This is a genomic window from Roseibium aggregatum (genome assembly GCF_017309185.1).
In the GTDB taxonomy this organism is placed as follows: domain Bacteria; phylum Pseudomonadota; class Alphaproteobacteria; order Rhizobiales; family Stappiaceae; genus Roseibium; species Roseibium aggregatum_B.
This window is the reverse complement of the sequence record NZ_JAEKJZ010000006.1, coordinates 311,286-330,758: the sequence shown is the minus strand read 5'-3', so window position 1 is coordinate 330,758 and position 19,473 is coordinate 311,286. Positions and strand designations below refer to the sequence as shown.

Annotated in this window: 21 protein-coding genes; 8 read left to right on the top strand and 13 right to left on the bottom strand. The window is 61.1% G+C overall.

From position 1 onward, the window contains the following. Positions 1 to 4 precede the first annotated feature (4 nt). The 3 genes from JF539_RS23465 to JF539_RS23455 are packed head-to-tail and all read left to right on the top strand — an operon-like array spanning position 5 to position 2,347. Positions 5 to 544, top strand: coding sequence for an SRPBCC family protein (locus JF539_RS23465; protein WP_207143175.1), 540 nt, complete (start codon positions 5 to 7; stop codon positions 542 to 544). Between the two features lie 25 nt (positions 545 to 569). Then, positions 570 to 1,523 carry a YncE family protein gene (locus JF539_RS23460; protein WP_209017531.1) on the top strand — a complete coding sequence of 318 codons (954 nt, stop codon included), beginning with the start codon at positions 570 to 572 and terminating at the stop codon, positions 1,521 to 1,523. Then, positions 1,496 to 2,347, top strand: a complete 852-nt coding sequence (locus tag JF539_RS23455; RefSeq protein WP_209017530.1) for a quinoprotein dehydrogenase-associated SoxYZ-like carrier — start codon at positions 1,496 to 1,498, stop codon at positions 2,345 to 2,347. The genes JF539_RS23460 and JF539_RS23455 overlap by 28 nt, the downstream gene beginning before the upstream one ends. 16 nt (positions 2,348 to 2,363) lie before the next feature. Here the strand turns inward: JF539_RS23455 and JF539_RS23450 are convergent, their stop codons facing one another. The 7 genes from JF539_RS23450 to JF539_RS23420 all read right to left on the bottom strand — a co-directional run bounded on the left by JF539_RS23450 (position 2,364) and on the right by JF539_RS23420 (position 8,761). After that, entirely contained in the window at positions 2,364 to 2,882 is a 519-nt protein-coding gene (locus tag JF539_RS23450) for a PQQ-dependent catabolism-associated CXXCW motif protein (RefSeq protein WP_207143298.1), read from the bottom strand. Positions 2,883 to 2,953: 71 nt separating this feature from the next. Continuing rightward, positions 2,954 to 3,778: a substrate-binding domain-containing protein gene (locus JF539_RS23445; protein ID WP_328809305.1), complete on the bottom strand. Its 825-nt coding sequence runs from the start codon at positions 3,776 to 3,778 to the stop codon at positions 2,954 to 2,956. Between the two features lie 4 nt (positions 3,779 to 3,782). Then, entirely contained in the window at positions 3,783 to 4,319 is a 537-nt protein-coding gene (locus JF539_RS23440) for a c-type cytochrome, methanol metabolism-related (RefSeq protein WP_209017529.1), read from the bottom strand. Positions 4,320 to 4,424: 105 nt separating this feature from the next. Then, positions 4,425 to 6,245, bottom strand: a complete 1,821-nt coding sequence (gene xoxF5, locus JF539_RS23435) for a lanthanide-dependent methanol dehydrogenase XoxF5 (protein WP_207143171.1) — start codon at positions 6,243 to 6,245, stop codon at positions 4,425 to 4,427. A gap of 135 nt (positions 6,246 to 6,380) precedes the next feature. After that, positions 6,381 to 6,788 (bottom strand): c-type cytochrome, encoded by a 408-nt coding sequence (locus JF539_RS23430; protein WP_207143170.1) that lies wholly within the window; start codon positions 6,786 to 6,788, stop codon positions 6,381 to 6,383. 21 nt (positions 6,789 to 6,809) lie between these two features. Then, positions 6,810 to 7,640, bottom strand: coding sequence for an S-formylglutathione hydrolase (gene fghA, locus JF539_RS23425; protein ID WP_207143169.1), 831 nt, complete (start codon positions 7,638 to 7,640; stop codon positions 6,810 to 6,812). Positions 7,641 to 7,648: 8 nt separating this feature from the next. Further along, positions 7,649 to 8,761, bottom strand: a complete 1,113-nt coding sequence (locus tag JF539_RS23420) for an S-(hydroxymethyl)glutathione dehydrogenase/class III alcohol dehydrogenase (RefSeq protein ID WP_207143168.1) — start codon at positions 8,759 to 8,761, stop codon at positions 7,649 to 7,651. Positions 8,762 to 8,951: 190 nt separating this feature from the next. On the opposite strand from JF539_RS23420, the gene JF539_RS23415 reads away from it, so the two are divergent. After that, entirely contained in the window at positions 8,952 to 9,548 is a 597-nt protein-coding gene (locus JF539_RS23415) for a hypothetical protein (protein ID WP_207143167.1), read from the top strand. A 19-nt stretch (positions 9,549 to 9,567) separates the two neighbouring features. Here the strand turns inward: JF539_RS23415 and JF539_RS23410 are convergent, their stop codons facing one another. Then, a complete protein-coding gene (locus tag JF539_RS23410) occupies positions 9,568 to 10,617 on the bottom strand; it encodes a quinoprotein relay system zinc metallohydrolase 2 (protein ID WP_207143166.1) in 1,050 nt (349 codons plus the stop codon). Positions 10,618 to 10,761: 144 nt separating this feature from the next. Between JF539_RS23410 and JF539_RS23405 the strand changes: the two genes are divergently transcribed. Beyond that, positions 10,762 to 11,583, top strand: coding sequence for a quinoprotein dehydrogenase-associated SoxYZ-like carrier (locus tag JF539_RS23405; protein WP_207143165.1), 822 nt, complete (start codon positions 10,762 to 10,764; stop codon positions 11,581 to 11,583). A gap of 24 nt (positions 11,584 to 11,607) precedes the next feature. Here the strand turns inward: JF539_RS23405 and JF539_RS23400 are convergent, their stop codons facing one another. The 5 genes from JF539_RS23400 to JF539_RS23380 form a co-directional block, all read right to left on the bottom strand. Next, a complete protein-coding gene (locus tag JF539_RS23400; protein WP_209017527.1) occupies positions 11,608 to 11,988 on the bottom strand; it encodes a hypothetical protein in 381 nt (126 codons plus the stop codon). Further along, a complete protein-coding gene (locus tag JF539_RS23395) occupies positions 11,985 to 12,650 on the bottom strand; it encodes a hypothetical protein (protein ID WP_207143164.1) in 666 nt (221 codons plus the stop codon). Before JF539_RS23395 ends, JF539_RS23400 begins: the two co-directional genes overlap by 4 nt. A 79-nt stretch (positions 12,651 to 12,729) precedes the next feature. After that, positions 12,730 to 14,976, bottom strand: coding sequence for an ATP-binding protein (locus tag JF539_RS23390; RefSeq protein ID WP_207143163.1), 2,247 nt, complete (start codon positions 14,974 to 14,976; stop codon positions 12,730 to 12,732). Continuing rightward, positions 14,973 to 16,145 (bottom strand): FIST N-terminal domain-containing protein, encoded by a 1,173-nt coding sequence (locus JF539_RS23385; protein ID WP_207143162.1) that lies wholly within the window; start codon positions 16,143 to 16,145, stop codon positions 14,973 to 14,975. The genes JF539_RS23390 and JF539_RS23385 overlap by 4 nt, the downstream gene beginning before the upstream one ends. Before the next feature lie 73 nt (positions 16,146 to 16,218). Beyond that, positions 16,219 to 16,911: a response regulator gene (locus tag JF539_RS23380; protein WP_207143161.1), complete on the bottom strand. Its 693-nt coding sequence runs from the start codon at positions 16,909 to 16,911 to the stop codon at positions 16,219 to 16,221. Between the two features lie 657 nt (positions 16,912 to 17,568). Between JF539_RS23380 and pqqA the strand changes: the two genes are divergently transcribed. The 3 genes from pqqA to pqqC are packed head-to-tail and all read left to right on the top strand — an operon-like array spanning position 17,569 to position 19,473. After that, a complete protein-coding gene (gene pqqA / locus JF539_RS23375) occupies positions 17,569 to 17,670 on the top strand; it encodes a pyrroloquinoline quinone precursor peptide PqqA (protein ID WP_103223263.1) in 102 nt (33 codons plus the stop codon). A gap of 28 nt (positions 17,671 to 17,698) precedes the next feature. Further along, positions 17,699 to 18,637: a pyrroloquinoline quinone biosynthesis protein PqqB gene (pqqB, locus tag JF539_RS23370; RefSeq protein WP_207143160.1), complete on the top strand. Its 939-nt coding sequence runs from the start codon at positions 17,699 to 17,701 to the stop codon at positions 18,635 to 18,637. Further along, entirely contained in the window at positions 18,634 to 19,473 is an 840-nt protein-coding gene (pqqC, locus tag JF539_RS23365) for a pyrroloquinoline-quinone synthase PqqC (RefSeq protein WP_328809304.1), read from the top strand. Before pqqB ends, pqqC begins: the two co-directional genes overlap by 4 nt.

Here is a 19,473-nt window from a genome sequence, read left to right as displayed (position 1 = left end):
CTCAATGCGCCCGCTGCGCTTTATACTGCTCGCCATACTGTGCCTGATTCCGGCAACAGTCTCCGCTCACGGACCGACCCGGCAGAAAATCACGCTTTCGACCGAGGTCGCGGCCCCGCCCGACGAAGTCTGGGCGGCAATCGGAAACTTCCAGGACATGAGCTGGCATCCGGCGGTGTTTTCAACCACCGGGGAAGGCGGCAATGAGATCGATGCCACACGGGTTCTGACCCTCGGCGAAGAAGGTGGCCCGACGATTTCGGAAGTTCTTTACAAGTACAGCGACGAAAAGCGGAGCTATTCCTACCGGATCACCGCGGTGGAAGTCTCGGTCCTGCCGGTCACCAATTACTCCTCGCACCTGACGGTCAAGCCGACCGATAGTGGCGGATCGCTGATCGAGTGGCGCGGCGCGTTCTATCGTGGCTATCCCAACAACGACCCGCCCGAAAACCTGAACGACGAAGCCGCGATTGCCGCGGTCACGGGCGTCTACAAGGCCGGCCTCGACGCTCTCGGTTCCCGTTTTGAGAAAACACAGTAAATTCGGTACCGGGTGTTTCCTCACCTTGCTCCTGGCGGCGGCTCCGGCTGCCGCCGGTTCCTTCGCCTACGTCACCAATCAGTCCAGTTCCGATGTCAGCGTTCTCGATATCGACAGCAGACGCGAAGTCCGCCGGCTTCCGGTTGACGGCAACCCCGCAGGCATCGCGGTCAGCCCCGCATTCGACGCCTTCTATACCGTAAGCCCCGAAACCAAGACCGTTCGCCGGTTTTCGCTTGCAAGCTGTGCGCTCCTCGCGGAAGCCCGGTTGCCTGGCGGGCCTCTTGGCGTGGCAACCGCGCCTCGGGCCGGTCTCGTCTTCGTCTCCGACTGGTACAACGCCCGCGTCTTCGTTCTCGATGCGCAGGATCTTTCACGCATCGGAGAACTTGAAACCGGCAGCGCGCCGGCCGGACTGGTGGTCGCGGCGGACGGAAGCTGGCTCGCCTCCGCCGACCGGGATTCAAATCAGGTGTCGATCTTCGAGCTGCCTGCCGGAACGCTTCGCGCCCGCGTCACGGTCGGAGAGCGCCCCTTCGGTATCGCCGAGGATCCGCAGGGACGCATCCATGCGGCCAATGTCGGCTCGAACGACATCTCGATCATCGATCCGCTAACCGCGACCGTCACTGCCACGGTGCCGGTTGGCGAACGCCCCTACGGCATAGCCTTCGCCGGCGGACAGGCTTTCGCCACCGACCAGTATGCGGACACCGTAAGCGTCTACCGGCTGTCCGATTTCAACCGCACAGAAACCCTAGAGGTCGGCGAAGCGCCCGAGGGGATCGACGTGACACCCGACGGCAGCATGATCGTCCTGGCAAACTGGTTTTCCAACACGGTCAGCCTGATCGATCCCGCGTCGCTCGACGTTGTCGGCGAGATCGGGACCGGCGACGGTCCACGCGCGGTCGGAAGGTTCATACATGAGTTTCCAAAGGGAGATGTGCCATGTCAGGAAGCGCCAAGCAGCCAATGAAATCCTTGATCCGTCCGGCCGCCGCCGCCCTCGTCCTCGCAGCGCTTTATTCCGTTCCTGCGGCTTCGGCCGAAGCCAGTTGGCCGGGCCTGCGCTCGGAACTGTTCGGCGACCGCTTCCTCGCTGTTTCCGATGACGTGATCAGCATCGACGCCCCTTACCGGACCGGCAACGATGCCCGTACCGATCTGGTCGTTCGCCTGGCCGCGCCGGAAGGGCACGCATTCAAGGGTTTGCACCTGATCCTGGACGAAAATCCGATGCCGGTCTCCGCCGAGCTGAGTTTCGCCCAGCCGCTTGCCACATTTGAATTTGCCGCGACCATGCGCTTCAACGGCGCAACGCCTGTTCACGTGGTCGGTGAGCTGGAAAACGGCCAGTTGTTCGTTGCGGAGACCTTCGTCAAGACCTCCGGTCAGGGGGCCTGTGCAGCGCCTCCGGGTACCGATCCGGAGAAAGCGCTCGCCACCCTCGGTCAGATGGAACTGGTCCTCAGACCTCGTGAGGATGCCGCCAGTTTGGTCCGGAACCTGCGCGCAGGCCGGCCGAATGATCTCGCGCTCGACGTCAAGATGAGCCACCCGAGCCACTCCGGGATGCAAAGGGACCAGATTTCACTGCTTTACATCCCTATGCGCTACGTCGAGACCCTGGACATCGACCTGAACGGCGCCCCTTTTGTCACCATGACGGGCAGTATTTCGCTGAGTGAAAACCCTCAAGTCACCGTAACGGTCCCGACAGGCACGAAACGCGTAAGGGCTCAATTGACCGACACTGACGGGACGACGTCGGAGGTAGAGCGGGTGCTGGCCGATTACTGAGAAGCCATAGCGCACATCAATGCGGCTCAGGCTTGATCTCTTCGACCGGAAAGTCGTCGAACGTCCAGCCATCGGTCCCCTCCGGGAACCAGTAGACGGTCTCGTATCCGTACTCCAGGGCTCGTTTTGCGGCGTTCCAGGACATCCAGCATTCGTCGAGACAAAAGAACAGGACGGAATGCGTCATGTCACCGCCGGTGGCCTTCTCAAGACCCGACCTGAAATAATCCGCGGTCGGCTCGGCAATCCGCGCATACCCGACATTGGGCAGCCACAGGCTCCCCGGGATGGAAAGGCGGGGCTTGTCGCGCCAGATCGTGCCCGCAGGCAGGTTCTTCGGCTTTGGCGCGCGGGGCAGAACGTCAATGAAAGCCGTCTCTCCGGCCTCCCAGAGTGCGTGGGCCTCCTCGGTCGAAACCACCGTGCCACCCTCGAGCGTCTCCGGGACAGGCCCACGGTAGGGTTCGTCCCGGTAGCCGTCCGGTTCGGGCACGCCTTGCGCGTGAAGCGGGGCCGCCCATCCGGCCAACACCATGCCGGCAAGCAAGGCTGCACGGAGCACACCAGCGTTCCATGCCCCCCTTGGCCAGACGACGAACGCCATCGTTACTTCTCCCCGTAAACCGCTGTCCCCATCTGATTGAGCAGCGGCACACCGGCCTCTATCAGGATTGCATCGATCTTGCCCTGATTGCGGCGGATCAACGAGTTCAGCTTGCGCCGCCAGTCGTTTTCGCCGTGGCGGACGCCCATTGTGACGCGATAATACATCCGGGGCAGTCCTTCCTCCGTCAAAAGAGGTATGACCTTGAACCCGGGATAGTCCTGCTTGACCAGCGGACCGGCGATCGGGCCCCACAGAACCGCCGCGTCGATCTCGCCCGCCTTCAGATCGTCCAGCATGGTTCCCGACGGGTTATCGTAGCGGCGGTCAACCATCAGGCTGTAGGGTTTTGCCTTCCCGATCAAGCCGTATTTAACCATGTGAGTGGCTGGCGGACTGCCGGCGACAATCCCGAGACGCGCCCCTTCCAATGCCGGGTCGCCAAGCTGAGTGACCCCGGCTAGCGGCCCCTCGGCGGGAACGACCAGAACGAAGGCGGACGTGTAGTAATGGTTGGTATTTTGAACCAGTTCACCCCCCTGGCCGTAGCCGATGACGACATCGCATTCATTCGCGCCAAGGGTTCTGCGAATGAAGCCGGTTGCCATCGGGAACCAGGTATACTGCAGCGGCAGGCCGAGTTCGCCGGCGATCAGGCCGGCGATCTTGTTTTCAAATCCCTCTTCCGCTTCGTTCGACAAAGGCATGTTGGCCGGATCGGCGCAGACACGGAAAGCCTTCTTCGAGGTCAGGTCGGACGTCTGCGCGCTTGCCGGTTGACCAAGGGCAAGCGCGGCAAGCAGGACAAGCGTCAGTCTACCCCACACGCGGCTAGCTGCCGAGGCAGAGGTTCTCAGCCTCGCGAATGGCATCGGACTTCGGCTCCTTTTTCGCAGGGCGTCCTCTCGGCACAGCATCCGTGCCGCGCGCCTTCAGGTATGTATAGATGTCGTCGAGGTAGCACATGACGTTGGGATTGGTGCCGAAGGCGGGCATCACCGAGTTCTCGGCGGCATTCACCCTCGTGCGACCGTTGGTGACCACATCGACAAAGTCGTAATAGTCCATGTCAATGGCGGATTTCTTCAGGGCAGGGGCGTAGGACGACCCTTCTCCCTCGGGCCCGTGGCAGACATGACATTCCGCATGATACCGGCGGAACCCGGAATAGGTCATCCAGTCGACCGATCCATCTTCGCCGATATTGTAGGTGGGAATGTCATCTTCCGTATAGTAGCGGCCCTCTTCGCTGTAGGCCACGGCGATATTGTCCGGCGCTTCTTCGTCGGTACTGCTTTGCGCATGAGCGGCGTTCAGTCCGAACAGCAGGGATGCGGCCAAGGCGGCCAGGGCGATCTTGTTAGACATGGAACTCATTTTCGCAATGTTAACTCAGCTTTGTGATCGGGAGCGGACTGGCGCGCTTAGCCGCGCCAGTCCAGTGTGACACCGGGAAACCCCGGCCGTTTCCGATCAGTTCGGCAATGCGAACACCGTCATCGTACCGCCCAGAGCGGTGTAGTCGGACAGAGCCGCGTACCCGCCAACGGCACCGAGGCCTTCGTTCGGATTGGTCAGACCGGCCGCCAGACCGATACCGGCCCAACCGCCAACGCCTGAGAGAATTGCGACATACTGTTTGCCGCCATGGGTGTAGGTCATCACGTTGCCGATGATGCCGGAGGGCGTCTTGAACTTGTAGAGTTCTTCACCCGTGTTGGCGTCGACAGCCTTCAGATAACCTTCGAGCGTGCCGTAGAACACCACGTCGCCGGCCGTTGCCAGAGCGCCCGACCAGACCGAGAACTGCTCGGGGATGGACCACTTGATCTTGCCGTTGATGTTGTCCCAGGCAATGAAGTTACCCATGCCGCCATGGCTGTCCGGAGCCGGATACATCGACAGGGTCGCGCCGACGTAAGGCTGACCTGCGGTGTAGGACACGCGGAACGGCTCATAGTCCATGCAGACGTGGTTGGTCGGAACGTAGAACGTCTCCGTTTTCGGCGAATAAGCCGCCGGCTGCTGGTCCTTGGAACCGAGAGCCGCAGGGCAGATGCCGGTGGAGTTCACGTCTTCGCCGTTCTGCTCGGTCGAGTATTTCGCCACGACCGCCGGACGCCCGTAAGTGTCGGAATTCGGGTCCATGTCGACACCCGTCGTCCAGTTGACCGCCGGATCATACTTCTCGGCAACCAGAAGCTCGCCGGTGTCGCGGTCAAGCGTGTACCCCAGACCGTTCCGGTCGAAGTGGGTCAGAAGCTTGCGCTGCTCGCCGTTGAATTCCTGATCGGTCAGGATCATTTCGTTGATGCCGTCATAGTCCCATTCGTCGTGGGGCGTCATCTGATAGACCCATTTCGCCATGCCGGTATCCGGATTGCGGGCGAAGATGGTCATCGACCAACGGTTGTCGCCGGGCCGCTGCGCCGGGTTCCAGGTCGACGGGTTACCGGTACCGTAGTAGATCAGGTCCAGTTCCGGATCGTAGGAATACCAGCCCCAGGTGGTCCCGCCGCCAATCTTCCACTGATCGCCTTCCCAGGTGTTGGTCCCGCTGTCCTTGCCGACGGGCTTGCCGAGATGGGTGGTCTTTTCCGGATCGATAAGGGTGTCGCTGTCCGGGCCCATGGAGTATCCGCGCCAGGCAAGCGAGCCGTCGGACATGTTGTAAGCGGTCACCGAACCGCGCACGCCGAACTCGCCGCCGGAAATCCCGACAATCACCTTGTCCTTGACCGGCATGACGGTCGCGGTGTTGGTTTCGCCCTTTGAGGGGTCGCCATTCACAACCGACCAGACTTCTTCGCCGGTCTTGGCGTCCAGCGCCACGAGCTTGGTATCGGCCTGGTGCAGGAAGATCTTGCCGTCGCCGTAAGCAACGCCACGGTAGACGGTATCGCAGCACATGACCGGGACAACATCGGCCGCCTGCTTCGGCTCATATTTCCAGAGCACCTTGCCGTCATTGTTCAGATCGAGCGCATAAACGATGTTCGGGAACGGCGTGTGCACATACATCACGTCGCCGATCACCAGCGGGGATCCTTCGTGTCCGCGCAGAACGCCGGTCGAGAAGGTCCAGGCGACTTGCAGATCGCCGACATTGTCCTTGTTGATCTGATCGAGTTTGGAATAACGCTGGTTCGCGTAGTCGCCGGTCTGGCTGACCCACTGGTTCGGGTCGTCCATCAGCTTCTGCAAGTCCTCGTTCGCACTCGCGGAGGTTATGCCACCAGCGGCAAGTACCGTCGATAAGACGAAGGCCCTTTTTGCTGCAAGAAGTCGTTTCATCAGTTCCTCCCATAGGGTTTCCGATCCGGGCACTGCCCCTCTGCGCTTCGGGATACCATCCTCCTCATCCCGCGATCGGTTGCGCGCAAATCTCTATTCCCGCGGCCGTTCTCGCCTGAATTTCAGGCCGGTCGTTCAGTTCGCCTCCTCGCCGCTCTGAAACGTTGCCAGATACGCTATGACGTTCGCCCGGTCCTTCTCCTTGCGCAGACCGGCGAAAGCCATCTTCGTGCCGGGCATGAATTTTTTCGGCTTCGTCAGGAATTCGGCGATATTCTCTTCCGTCCAGACCAGCCCGTTTCCGGCTGCGGTGGTCATGGCACTTGAATAGGAAAAGCTTTCGAAGGTGCCCGCGGGGCGTCCAACGATCCCGTTCAGGATGGGACCGACCTTGGATTTGGCGCTCTCGCCGACGTCATGACAAGCCTTGCACTTGCGGAACACCTTCGCACCGGCCGCGGAATCCCCGGCATGAGCCGGTACGACGCCGGCAGCCAGGGCGCTACAGACAAAAAGTAAAACTGCGCTGATACCGGACTTCATCGGCATCCAATCCCCCCTATTTTACAGAACGTTCAGCCGTTCCGCATGCCAGTTCACGTGATCCTCCCCGAAACTGGCGATAAAGTAGTAGCTATGATCGTAGCCGGGCTGCATTCTTACAACCCCCGGCTGCCGGGTTTCAGCGATCAGTCCCGCCATGGATTCCGGGCGCAACAGATCCAGGAACTGATCGTCGGACCCCTGATCGATCAGGATTTCGCCCTTCCAGCCGTGCTCGGCCAGCAACAGGCAGGCGTCGTAATTCGCCCAAAGCGCCTCGTCGTCCCCGAGATAGGCGGACAGCTGCTTGCGCCCCCAATCAGAGCGGGTCGGGTTGACGATGGGCGCGAACGCCGACACCGAGCGAAACTTGTCCGGGTTGCGCAACGCGATCGTCAGCGCGCCGTGCCCACCCATGGAATGACCCGTAATGCCGAATACGCCATTCAGCGGCAGTTCCTTCAGCAACAGCGCCGGCAGCTCGTCGACGATGTAATCATACATCCTGAAATGGCTGCGCCAGGGATCCCGGGTCGCGTTGACATAGAAGCCCGCCCCCTGACCGAGGTCGTAGGCATCGTCGTCGAAGACCCCTTCGCCACGCGGCGAAGTGTCGGGAAAGGCCAGCGCCAGTCCGTGTTTGGCCGCATAGTTCTGCAGGCCGGCCTTGGTCATGGCGTTTTCATGGGTACAGGTCAGACCGGCCAGAAAGACAAGCAGCGGCACCTTGCGGTCCCGGGCCTGCGGCGGCAGGAACACCCCGAAGGTCATCTTGCACCGGCATGCATCGGAGGCGTGGCTGTAAACAGCCTGGACTCCGCCGAAACACTGACTTTGGGATACCAGTTCCATCGCGCCGCTCAATACTCGACGACCGCGCGGATCGACTTGCCCTCATGCATGAGGTCGAAGCCCTTGTTGATCTCGTCGAGCGTCAGCTTGTGGGTGATCATCGGATCGATCTCGATCTTGCCGTCCATGTACCAGTCGACAATCTTCGGAACGTCGGTCCGCCCCCGCGCGCCGCCGAAGGCGGTGCCGCGCCAGCTGCGGCCCGTGACAAGCTGGAACGGACGGGTCGAGATTTCCGCACCCGCCGGGGCGACACCGATGATGATGCTTTCGCCCCAGCCCTTGTGAGCGGCTTCCAGCGCCGTGCGCATGACGCCGACATTCCCGGTCGCGTCGAATGTGTAGTCCGCGCCCCCCTTGGTGAGATTCACCAGATAGGCAACCAGATCGCCGTCCACTTCCGAGGGATTGACGAAATCGGTCATGCCGAAGCGGGTCGCCATTTCCACCTTGGAGGGGTTGAGGTCGACGCCAACGATCTGGTCGGCTCCAGCCAGACGCAGGCCCTGGATAACGTTGAGGCCGATGCCGCCGAGACCGAAGACGATCGCCCGCGACCCGATCTCCACCTTCGCGGTGTTGATCACGGCGCCGATACCGGTCGTCACACCGCAGCCGATGTAGCAGACGACGTCGAATGGCGCGTCCGGATTGATTTTCGCGAGCGCGATTTCAGGCAGCACCGTGTAGTTGGAAAACGTCGAGCAGCCCATGTAGTGGAAGATTGGTTCGCCATCCAGCGTCGTGAAACGCGAGGTGCCGTCGGGCATCAGGCCCTGCCCCTGGGTGGAGCGGATCGCCTGGCAAAGATTGGTCTTGGGATTGAGGCAGTATTCGCATTCGCGGCATTCGGGGGTGTAGAGCGGAATGACATGGTCGCCGGGCTTGAGCGATGTGACGCCGGGCCCCACCTCGACAACCACGCCCGCGCCTTCGTGACCCAGAATGGCGGGGAAAATTCCTTCGGGATCCGCACCGGAGCGGGTGAATTCGTCAGTATGGCACAAGCCGGTCGCCTTGATTTCCACCAAGACTTCAAATGCTTTGGGACCTTCGAGATTAACTTCCGTGACAACAAGTGGTTTTCCGGCCTCAACGGCCAGAGCCGCGCGTGTGCGCATAGTCAATGTCCTCCCCACTCCGGTATTCGAACTGCGTTTTTCTCCGCTTGCAGGCCGATTATATGAGGCCCCCGACATCCGACAATTGCGACCTTAGTGTGTAAATCCGAACTTTAGCCGGGCACGATCAAGGGCTTATACTGTGGTTCAATACCGCTGCCGTAGAGCATCGACATGAAGGGGAGGAACCATGACAAGAGCTGCGACTTCGCTGTTTTTCCTTTTGCTTGCCGCAGGGCAGGTAGCAGCGGCGGGCTTTACCGATCCCGACTGGCCGTGCATCCAGCGCAAGGTTGAAAATCTCTCCTTCGGGCTGATGTGGCCCCACCCCGTCGAGGAAGAGGCGCTGCCGCCGGATGCCAGAGACCTGGCGGCGCTCCTCTCCTTGCGCCGCGTCAGTCTCGACGAGGCCCAGGAATATGTCCGCGCCTATGTCGAAGACCATCCGGAAACCGGGGCCCGGGAACTGGGTGGCATTTTCCGCAAGGTCTTCGACAATCTGGCCGGCGACCGCCGACGGGTAATGAATGGTATCGCCAATTACGCCCAGAGCCAGACCGCGCTTTCGGAGAAGATAGATACCGCTCGTTCCGAAATGGAAGCGCTGCTGGCTGCGTCGTCTCCTGACTTCGACCGGGTCGACGCGCTCGAGAAACAGGTCGACTGGGACGAGCGCATCTTCAAGGACCGCCGGAAGTCGCTCACCTATGTCTGCGAAACCCCGGTCCTTCTGGAAAAACGCATTTACGCGATCGCCCAGATGCTGATGACCTTCGTGCAGGAGTAGATAAGCGAACCCGACCGGATCACTCCCATTCGAGCTCGGTATAGGCCGCCGTGGCATTGCGCGGATTGAAAAGCTCGAACAACTCCCATTCCTCGGCTTCCGAACGGCCTATCTCCGCGGTGGCTTCTCCCAGAGTGAGTCCGTCCGCGATTGCTTCGCGGGTGTCCCGGGCGAGTGCTTCCAGATAACGCGTCTGGGAAACGGCCCCGTCCGGCCAGGGGAGCACCGGGCCGCCATGGCCAGGCACCACGCGTGCCGCCGGCTCGTCCTTCAGAATGGTCATGAGATCTATCCAGCCCTGCAACGAGCCGTCGAGCGCCGGTGTGTGTTCGTCGAAAAGGAGGTCGCCCAGAATGAGTGTGTTCGAGGCAACGTCCAGGACAGTCAGATCGGTTGCCGTGTGAGCGGTCGGCCTCGGCATGAGCAGGAGGTCGCGTCCGCCAAGGTCGATGGTCTCGGGCCCGGCGGCCGTCCGGTCCGGCCCGACAACCCGGCTGCCGATGAACCCCGGAACACCGATCAGCCGGGTGAAGTTGATCTCGTAATCCCGGGCCCTGTCCGCCAGCGCCCGCGGAAGCGCCGGATGACCGATGACTTCCGCGCCCGCCTCGCGCAGCACTTCCGCCCCGAACACGTGGTCGGGGTGCTGATGGGTGAGAACGAGATGGGAAATCGGCAGGCTGCTGCGTTCGCGAATGGCGAGGTAAACTTCCTCTCCGATCTGCCTTGACCCGCCGGCATCGATCACGGCAATGCTCCGGTCGCCGACGATGAAGGCGATGTTCGAGACATCGCCGCCATTCATCGGGTCCGGCTCCGCGACAACGCCACGATGGAGAAAGACGCCGGGGACGATTTCGGAAAACGTCAGGGAAGAAGCTGGCAGCGGTGCACATGAAACGTCTCCGGCCCCCTCGGCGGACAGCCATTCGGGTGGATCTGCCTGAATCGCCGCCTCGCAGGCCATCCTTGTTTCGGCGGCAAACCCGGGCAGCAGCATGTCGCGGCACGCGGTTTCTCCAGTCTGCGCTCCGGAGAGCAGGCACAGGGTCAAGAACGCTTCAAACACCGTAAGTTCCTCAATCTCCAAAGCCGAGACTAGGGCGCGCCCGGCCGCTCAGCCACACATCCGAAAGGCTCGGTTCTGAGCGCACGCGTTTCGTGGTAAGGTTTTCGGAAAATAACGCTACGGCAGCTGTGAGGGAGGAGACCCATGAAACAGCTTCTGAGACATCTTTCGATTGTTGTGCCCGTCCTTGCTAGCGCGCATGCCGGCGCCACCGAGCCCGACACCCGCAATCCGCTGACGGAGAGCGAAACCTGGACGGACATGCGCGGCGACATCGCCGGCGACATCTCCCTCCTCGACGGATCGCCGATTTTCGATGTCGAGGCCCCATATCGCGCCAACGACGCCGCCACGGTGCCCATCACGGTCAAGCAGACCGGCTCGGACGCCGGACCGGTCAAGACGCTCAAGCTGGTGATTGACGAGAACCCGTCACCGCTCGCCGCGGAGATCCGCTTCGGCGCCGCGATGCATCCCCTGCAATTCGAAACCCGGGTGCGCGTCAACCAATATTCCAATGTTCGCGTCCTCGCCGAAACGGATAACGCGACCTACATGGCGGGACGGTTCGTGAAGGCTTCCGGAGGCTGTTCCGCACCAGCGACCAAGGACCCGGAAGTTGCCCTGAAGGGCATGGGAGAGATGCGTGCAAGACTGTTTGCCAACACTCCGCTCCAGTCCAACCGGCGCTACGAGGCGCAGATCATGATCCGCCACCCGAACTATTCCGGGCTGCAGCGCGACCAGCTCACGCATTTGTTCATCGGCGCTCATTTCATCAACGAGCTTGAAGTCTATCAGGGCGACGACCTGCTCTTCTCGCTCGAAGGCGGCATCTCGATTTCGGAAAACCCGGTGTTCCGGTTTACATACACGGACAACGGATCGCCCGAGTTCCGCGTGCACGCGGTCGACACGGAAGGCAATGTCTTCGACCGGGTTCTGCCCAAAGCCCCGCCGGCTTGAGGTCAAACCATCCGGTGGTAACCGCTAAAAGCAGAGCATTTCCGCTTCCGCCTGCGCGCGGCGCAGTTGGGCGACGATCTCGGTTGCCATGTGCATGGTCTTGAAGGCGGACATCTTCTCTCCGCTGCCCTGCTGCATGGCCAACACGGTCTCCGCCTTTTCATATTGCTCGTACGGCAGGATCGACGCGATCATGTCGATCGAGCAGGCGCAGTGGCGCAGCATCATCCGGCCCTGACCGTTCGCGGCCATGCAACCGAACACGTAATCCGCCCGCGCCTCGGTCGGATAGTCGTTCAGGCGGTTCGCCATGTCCCGGAGCGCCGCGTCTTCGCTTCTGGCCGGAACGGCCGCGGCGAGACCGACAAGACTGATACCCGCCGCAAACAGAAATTGCCGCATCATTGGGTTTCTCCTTCAGGTGCGTGAAGCGTGATGGAGCTCTGATAGCCCTCCTCCGCTTCGCTTCCGCTCGCCGCCGGCGCCGTGGCGGTCAGCGAGACGTACCAGCCCGGCGCCTCCTCCGAAACGGTCACTGCGAGCGCAAGATCGGCGAACCCGCCCATGTTTTCCCGGGCCTTGTCGGTGGCGAACGGGCGGATCGTGGCCCGCTGCGCCGTGATCTCGCCGCCATCGTAAGGCACGGTCACCGTTTCCCTCTCGGCGCTCCGCAGCAAGGCGTCCTTGATCCGGTTGCGAATGTAGAACGGGCTGCCGCCCGCCTGACCGGCCATGTCGCGCAGCGTCGTCTCCAGGAAATACATGATGACGGGGTTGCCGACCGAGACCGGAAACGTACCGATCGACTGGTCGACGCCGTCGCGCAGGCGGTTCATCTCCACGTCCGCGCCGGAAACGGTGAGCGAAAGACTTTCCTCCCGCACCTTCACGGGCTGAGAAGACGGCGCCGGTGCGGACCATCCGGATATGCGCGTGGAATAGGTCACCGTCTCGCCGTCGTGCAGTCCGGCAAGAGCCCCCTCACGGAAAAACGTCTCATAGGTTTCTTCCGCGAAGGACGGCGCCGACAGCAGACAAAGACCGAGAACGAGCGAGAACAAACGCATGAGGCACTCCCTTTTTATACAACAGCCTAGTTGAGTCTGAACGGCTGTCACTTGCGACCTTGGTCTCAAAAACCGGAGCTCACACCGCCTCCCGGCGCGTCTTCCAGTCGATCAGCGCACGCAACCGCGGCAGGTTGACCGGTTTCTTCAGGACGGAGAACGATTCCTCGTGGCCGAGCCGGAGCAGGGCCTTGGAGCTCTTCGCGGTGATCACGATGCCCGGGATCTTCGAACCGCTCGCCGCGCGCAACGCCCTGATTGCACGGTCGCCGGTGTCGTCTCCGTCGAGCTGGTAGTCCGCGAGAATGATGTCCGGCGGAGTTCCGATCTCGGCCATGAGTTCAAGCGCGCAGGCGGTGGACCCGCAGGCAAGCACACTCGCGCCCCAGCCGTCCAGCCTCTGGGTTGTCGCGTGAAGCACGTCCTCGTCATTCTCGACCACCATAACGATGAGATCGAGCGGTCCGTGCTGCGGGGTCTTCTCCGTCGCCGCCTGTTTGCGCCTCAGGCGCGAGCCTTCCGGTGAGTTCGCAAGGGGCAACTCGATCGCGAACATCGACCCGCGCCCGGGTTCAGAGGAAAGCCGGATTTCGTGGCCGAGGTGCCGGCAGGCCCGTTCGATGATGGACAGGCCGAGCCCCATGCCGCTGCCCGAGTTGGTATCGTTCACGCGCGTGAACTCGTCGAAAATTCTTGCCTGGTCCTCTTCCGAAATGCCGATACCGGTGTCCCAGACTTCCACCGAAAGCTTGTTGCCTTTCAGCCGGCAGCCTACGAGCACACGGCCGCTCTCGGTATACTGGATCGCGTTGACCGCGAGATTGCCGATGCAGCGCATGAGATAGCGCCGGTCCGACATGACCCAGCAGCTCGATGGAATGACTTTCAGCTCGAGATTCTTCTTGGCCGCCAGGGGAGCAAGGTCTTCCTCAAGGGCGCGCAGCGGCTCATCCAGGCTGAAGCAGGTGACGTTGAATTCCACACCCGCGCTGTCGAGCCGCGAAATGTCGAGAAGTGCATGCAGAAGCGATTCGATCGATTCGAACGACCGGCCCAGCCGTTCGACCGTTTCACGTGCCTGCCCCGGGTCCACGATTTCGCCGAGCGTCGAGATATAGAGCTTGGCCGCGTTGATCGGCTGCAGAAGGTCGTGACTGGCCGCCGCCAGAAACCGGGTCTTGGAGACATGCGCTGCCTCGGCGGCCTCCTTGGCCTGACGCAAAGCGTCCTCGGTCTTGAACTGCTCGGCCGACCGGATCTGCAGCATCCGGTTCGCTTCGGTCAGCTCCGCGGTGCGCTCCTGCACACGCTGCTCCAGCATTTCGGCCACTTTCGTTTCCGCGGTGACATCCATGACCGTGACAAGGAAGCAGTTGTCGGGCAGGGAGTGGGTCCGCAGATCAAGCCTGACGCCATCGCGGCGGCGCACCCTTTCCTGCACCGTTTTGCCGCGCAAAACCGCCTTGAACCAGCCGGGATAGGGTGACCGCTGGCCCCTGCGCTCCAAGATCTCGTTGCGCTCGACATACTCGACGATTCTCTGCAAGCCGATACCTTCCTTGAGGAGCGGCAGCGGAATGCCGAGAAGCTCGCCGAAGCGCTCGTTACGCACCAGCAACTCGCCTTCGGAGGAAAAGGTGCAGATCCCGAGTGACAGGTGATCGAAGGCCGCCTGCAGAAATTGCGCCTGGTCCTCGATCAGGCGTTTCTTTTCGCGCCGGTTCTCGCGCACGATTTCAGTGACCTCGGTCAGGAGAACCGCGATGTTGTCGGAACTCGTCTGGCGATAGGAAAGCTGGTACCAGCGGTCGCCCCTCAAGGCGATGACGAAAGACGAAAACCGCCGGCCGCCGGACCGGTCCGGCGGGCTCTGCCACATGCCCTCGCCCGGCCCCTGCCGGATCACGAACCTGCTGGCGCTGACGGCTTCGAGAAAATCGTCGAAGGCAAGCCCGGGCTGGATCAGCGGCTCGACATCCGGTAGCAACTGCTTGAACAACGCGTTGAAAACCTGAAGCTTTTCATCTGAAAAAAGCGCGAAGCCGCCTTCCATCGCCACCATCACGTCGGCGAGGTTCTTTTGTACCTGCTCCTGTGTCTTGTAGGCGATTTCCAGTTCGCCGGACGCGCGCCCGAGCGTGTTCAGGGCCTCTTCAAGGTCCCGGGTCTTCTCCCAGACCTCCGCCTGCAGGGCGATTGCCGACTGGAACAGGGAATAGGCCGTACCGTCGACCTTGTGGCTGCGCTCGACCCGGTCGATCAGCGCCTCGATGATTTTGGACTGCTTGGCGACCTGAATGTCGAGCGGATCGTTGGGATCGATCATGGCAGCATCTCGCCCCGCGGCGGGAAAAACGCCACGCCGACAAATGTCTGGTTCACATGCACGCCCAGATGCTGTTCGCCGTAGGTGTTGAACCCGACAACCCGGTGCTTGCGCAGCTGCCGGGAGGCCTCCGCGCAAAGACCCTTGTGCTCGATTTCGAGTTTTCGCAAATAGCAGTCGAAACCGAGAATGAAGTCGGGCGCGTCGCCATGATCGTCATGGACAGTCAGGGAGTTGTCGAGCGTCTTGAGGATTTCCTTGCCGCTTCCAAGTGTCAGCAACAGCCCGTCGTCGATCGCCGACAGAAAAGTCAGCCCGCTTTCGCCGTGTATCTGCTGAATACCGCGCACGTGATAGAGGTTCCGGTTGCGGACCAGAACCGGGTTTTCCGCGAAAACGATCGGGGACAGCTCGTCCGTCGGCACGCCGACAAGACGCGCGTATTCACTGGCGGCGGGCGACCCGTTGATCTCCAGAACCAGGCGCTCCTCCGGAACCGCCCGGGTGACGACCATCCGTTTTTCCGTGGGCTGGAAGTGATCGAACCCCAAGCCCTTGTAGGAAAGATTGGTTTCGAGGAGCAGCAGCAATGCCGCGTTCGTATGGAATTTGCCGTCATGCAGAACGAATGTCCGCCGGAATTCCAGCCCGTCGCCGGCGGACCCGCCGAACACCGGGATGTCCTTCAACCCTGCCTCCAGCGCGGCGGCCAGAAGATCCTCCTGTTTCGACAGGCCATCGCAAAACATCAGCGCCAGGCGCTTTCGCCCGGGGGTAATGCGGAAATTCTCCACCATCTTCCCGGTCTGGGAGACGACCTCCGCAATGGACAAGGGGGTCAGCGGCGAAAACAGTTTGGAGGCGACACGAAAATGCTCGCGCGGGAAAGCGAGCGCGACCAGAGCCGCGTCCTCATACCCCTGCGATGTGATCTGTCCGGCCGTGGTGCACCCATAGACCACGGTTTCGGCCAGCTTATCCGGCAGCGCGGCAGCCAGGTCGTCCGGTTTCAGACGGCTGGGTACCAGCAAGAGGATGAAGCTCGTGCGCAGCCCGTCGAGTTGGCGAGCGATATCCGTCAGCGCTTGCGCCGCATTGGCGGAATGCGACACGGCAATGCGCACTGTCTCCGCCGGCCTCCGGTCGAGACTGTTTTCCAGGGTCAGCATGTCACCTCCCGCCGGACAGCATCGGCATCAAGGGCGGTAACGGCCCGTTGCAGCACTTCCGCACCACGTGAACCTACTGCAGGCTATGCCGGATGGAGACTTCGCGCACCATCAGCGCGGCCTGTGTCCGGCTGCGGACACCCAGACGGCGCAGCAAGGCGGTGATATGCGCCTTCACTGTCGCTTCCGCCAATTGCATCTCGTAGGCGATCATCTTGTTTTGCTTGCCTTCGCAAATCAGCCCGAGAATTCGGGTCTGCTGATGGGAAAGACCGGCAATCTTGTTCGAGATGGCTTCAACCGACCCGTTTTCCAGGGGCTTGTGGTGAGATGCCCTGTTGTATCCGGGCGGAAGGTAGATCCTGCCCTCCGCGACATCCCGCATCGCGTTTTTGAAGCCCTGGCGATCGATGTCCTTCGGTATGAAACCCGCCGCTCCGGCCTCGATAACCGAATGAATGATGCTGTCGGAACTGATCGCCGACGTCACGATGACCGGTACATCCGGCATTTTCTTCTTTATTTTCAAGAATCCGCTCAACCCCGACACGTCGGGCAGATTCAGGTCAAGCATTACCAGATCCGGGCTGTAGGACGACCGCAGCTTCTGCAACGCATCTCTCAACGAAATTGCCGTGCGTATTTTCTTCGTATTGAAGATGCCTTCCATCGTCATCGCCAAAGCATCGCAATACAGCGGATGGTCATCGACAATGAGTGCGGATTTAATGGTAACTTGATGACCGGACGTTTCAGTCCGCGACATGCTTTCTCCTCCTCCTCGCGTTCCCCCTGATTTTTTATTTTTATTTGGGAGACAAGCGGACCTTGCGAAAACCGCGTCTGTTCAACGCGGCTCCTTCTCCTCACCAGGTCCATGTTCCTCCAAGTTCCGAATAGTTACATGGTTTTTTTTGTCCTGCAATCGAAGCGGTTGCATTAACTTTACCTACATTGATGCCGCTGCGTTAAATTGGATGTAAGAAGGCAATTTCCCTAGGCGCACGGCCAGGAACCGTCTTCAAAATCGATTATGTTATACTATTACTTATCCGAAATGCTGACGTACACCTTTGGCACCGGACAGAAAGCAGCGAATATTACCTGAACGGGCACGAAATGAACTGCAAGGAAGGCCATTGGACGCGACGTCGGGAAACCGGACACGCCTACTTTCTGAACGCGCGCCTAACGAAATACGGAGAAATACCTACTTAACGGTATTATATTGCGACGCATTCTTTCGCCAATTATTCAAGAATACAAAATAATTTATCGCATTATCATTCAAAGACTTTCTTGATTATCGCACCGCAAAAAGCGCGATAATCAATATTCGCAAACCCTATACTAAGGTGTGTACTCACGCCTCGCCTCTCCAATGCTAGCATCGCTTCGCGTGTCTACATGAGGAGGAAGTGACATGAAAACTTGGAAAAAGCCTGCAATGACCGCCGTGGAAGCCGGTTTCGAAGTGACCCGCTACATGCCGGCTGAAATCGGTACCTGCGGCCGCAAGAAATAATCCGTCTTCGGAAACGAGGAGACGCGCGGTGAAAATCAGGATCCTCGGATCCGCGGCCGGTGGAGGCTTTCCCCAGTGGAATTGCAATGCACCGCTCAGCCGCGCCGTGCGGGAAAATCGGCCCGGCTTTCTCGTCCGCACGCAATCCAGCATTGCGGCCAGCGCGGACGGCGAAAGCTGGGCCATCTTTAATGCGTCGCCGGACATCCGGACTCAGATCGCCGCTTCGCCGGACCTTCAGCCCCGGGGCGACGGCCCCTTGCGACATACGCCTATCAAGACCGTCGTGCTGACCAACGCGGATGTCGACCACATCGCCGGCCTCTTGTCCCTGCGCGAACGCGAACCCTTCGTGCTCTATGCCACGGCGCGCGTTCTCAGGACCCTGGCGGACAACAGCATCTTTCAGGTGCTTGCGGCGGATGTGGTGGAACGGCGCGAGCTACCACTTTCCGGCATCACCGGGCTGGAAGGCCCCGATGGACCGATCGGGCTCACGGTCGAAACCTTCGCGGTCCCCGGCAAGGTTGCCCTCTTTCTGGAATCGGAAGACGGCGAGAATTTCGGCACCGCCGACGGCGACACGATCGGCGTTGCCTTGCATGAGGACTCTCTGAATAGCTCCGGCGGAAAACTGTTCTACATTCCCGGCTGCGCGGCGGTCGACGAGACGTTGCGCCGGCGCATCGACGGCTCGGACTGCCTGATGTTCGACGGAACCGTGTTTCACGACACGGAAATGGCCGATACCGGCGTCGGCACCAAGACAGGCGCCCGCATGGGGCATATGGCGATCGGTGGACCCAACGGATCGCTGGAGGCGCTGAAACCGGTCGAACTCGGCCGCCGGATATTCGTTCACATCAACAATACAAACCCGATCCTCGACCCTCAGTCCGACGCGGCCAACACCGTTCGGGAAGCGGGTTGGGAGATCGGATATGACGGGATGGAGATAACGCTGTGACGGGAACCGCAACGGCAAGGATGCAACCGCAGCCCCCCTGTATCGGCGTGCAGAGCGGCGTCGCGCCGACAAGGGCCGACGAAATACGCCGTACCGGCAAGCTGCTGTCGCCGGCCGAGCTGGAGGAGGCCCTGCGGACGGCCGGCTTCGACCGTTATCACATCCACCATCCGTTTCATAAACGGATGAACGCGGGAGAGCTGACCAAGGCGCAAATGCAGGCCTGGGCGCTCAACCGGTATTGCTATCAGGCGATCATTCCGAAGAAGGACGCCATCATCCTGTCCCGCTCCGAAGACGCGGTGTTCCGTCGTGAATGGCGCAAGCGCATCATCGACCACGACGGCGAGGACGGTGAGGACAACGAGGGCGGCGTCAAGCGCTGGCTGAAACTGGCCGAAGGACTGGGTCTGGACGTCGCGATGGTCAAGGAGCGGCGCTACGCCCTGCCGGCCACCCGTTACGCGGTCGGTGCCTATATCGACCTTGTTTCGTCAGGGTCCCTGCTCACCGCCGTTGCCTCGTCGCTGACGGAGCTGTTTTCCCCGGTCGCGATCGGCGAGCGGGTACCCGCGATGCTGGCCCGCTACGACTATATCACCGAGGACACGCTCGCCTACTTCAAGCCACGTCTGCATCAGGCCCCGCGCGACGCGGAGCACGCCCTTTCGCTGGTGACGGAGTGGGCCGACACCCCGGACAAGCAGGCCGACGCGGTCGATGCGCTTCTTTCGAAATGCGACCTCTTGTGGGCCATGCTCGACGCGCTCTATCACGCTTACGTGGAACCCGGGTTCATCCCGCCTGGCGCCTTCGTTCCACCGACGGCGGATTAG